This window comes from Streptomyces sp. NRRL F-2580 (assembly GCF_000720115.1).
GTDB lineage: Bacteria > Actinomycetota > Actinomycetes > Streptomycetales > Streptomycetaceae > Streptomyces.
Genome location: NZ_JOIR01000101.1, coordinates 1 through 1,490, shown reverse-complemented (window position 1 = coordinate 1,490; position 1,490 = coordinate 1). Strand labels below are relative to the sequence as shown.

Below are 1,490 nucleotides of genomic sequence, written 5' to 3'. Positions count from 1 at the left end.
CCTCCGCCCAGCCCCCACCACCCGGCCGCAGCGGAACGGGCCCGGGCCGAACCTGGACGCCCCCGGGAGTGTCGGCCGGGCCGGTCAGATCACTGATTTGGCCCATTGCCCGTGACTGCGGGGCGGTCCCGGCGGTTGTGGGGCGCGTCGTCCGAGCTGGATTCCCGGCTAGTTGTGAGTGCAAGGAGAGTGTGATGTTCCGTTTCGCCAAGGCCGTAGCCGTTACCGCCGCCGCTGGTGCCGTCCTGGCAGGCGGGGCCGGCATCGCCGCCGCCGACGCAACCGCCGAGGGCACCGCCATCGGTTCCCCTGGCGTCCTGTCCGGCAACGTCGTCCAGGTCCCGATTCACATCCCGGTCAACATCTGCGGCAACACCGTCAACGTCATCGGTCTCCTCAACCCCGCCTTCGGCAACACCTGCATCAACAACGGCGGCGAGGGCGGTCACCACAAGGGCCAGCACCACGGCGAGTAGCAGCAGACGCCAGGCCCTGGACCCCGGCGCGCTGATCGCGCCGTCACACCCCTCCGGGGCCAGCATGTAAGCCAGCCGCAGCGCACAGCCCACAACAGACCGGCCTCGCCTCATCCTCCGGGGGAGGCCGGTCTCATAACGAAACGGGCCTGGTCGGTCACGGCCGCCGGCCGTACACCGGTCCGCGCCGGCTGCTGGTCGCCATGTCGGACTGAGCGACCGGGCCGGCCGGGCGGACCGGGCGGCGGCGCGGGACGCCGGATGACTGCAGGAAGAGATGGGGTGAGGGCGGATGGCGACGGCCGGGGTGAGCGGCGCGATACATGCGCGCAGCCGCCCCACAGCGCGCCCGACCGAAGCGCCCGCCACGGCCGCCGCGGTCGCGCGGCCCGACGGGGCGATCGCCCTGGCGGTCGCGGCCCTCCTGCTCGCGCCGGTGGCGGGAATCGTCCTGCTACCCGTCGCGTTGTCCGGCGTACCCGTCGTGGTCGCCGCGGGCTGGGCGCTGGGCCGGCTCGCGGCTCTGGAACGCCGCCCCTTCGCCTCGACCTGCCGGGTGGAGATCCCGGCGACGCCCCGCGTCCGGCGGGTCGGGCCGTTGCTGCCCGCGTTGCGCTCGCTGGCCCGCGACCGCTGCGCGTGGCGGCCGCGCACGTAGTCACGCATGCGGCGGCGGAGCTCGACTCGGCCGAAGCGATGCCCGAGGCCAGGAAGAGATCGTCCAGTTCGAGGTCCCACTGCGCGGCGGCATGCTCGGTGATCACCCTCGGAGGCTGCCCCGCCGCTGTCGCTACCTGCGGCGTTGTCGCACGATCGAGGGGCGGTCTCCGTGAGACTGGCCCCGCACTACCGAAGTCCCGCTACACTCCCGCCACCCGGCGAAAGACCAGGTCAGACACCGAAATCCTGCTGGAGTACTAGGCCGTGTATCGAAAGTGGATCTTGAGCTGTGGATGATCACGGTTCATGGGTCGGGGAGATCTCACGGATGAACAGTGGGCGGTGTTGGAGCCG

At 71.8% G+C, this 1,490-nt stretch carries 2 protein-coding genes; both read left to right on the top strand.

The features are described from left to right. The first annotated feature begins 194 nt into the window (after positions 1 to 194). Positions 195 to 476, top strand: coding sequence for a chaplin (locus tag IF88_RS0139605; protein ID WP_030724428.1), 282 nt, complete (start codon positions 195 to 197; stop codon positions 474 to 476). 292 nt (positions 477 to 768) lie between these two features. Then, positions 769 to 1,134, top strand: a complete 366-nt coding sequence (locus IF88_RS0139600; RefSeq protein WP_030724425.1) for a hypothetical protein — start codon at positions 769 to 771, stop codon at positions 1,132 to 1,134. The last annotated feature ends 356 nt before the right edge of the window (positions 1,135 to 1,490 follow it).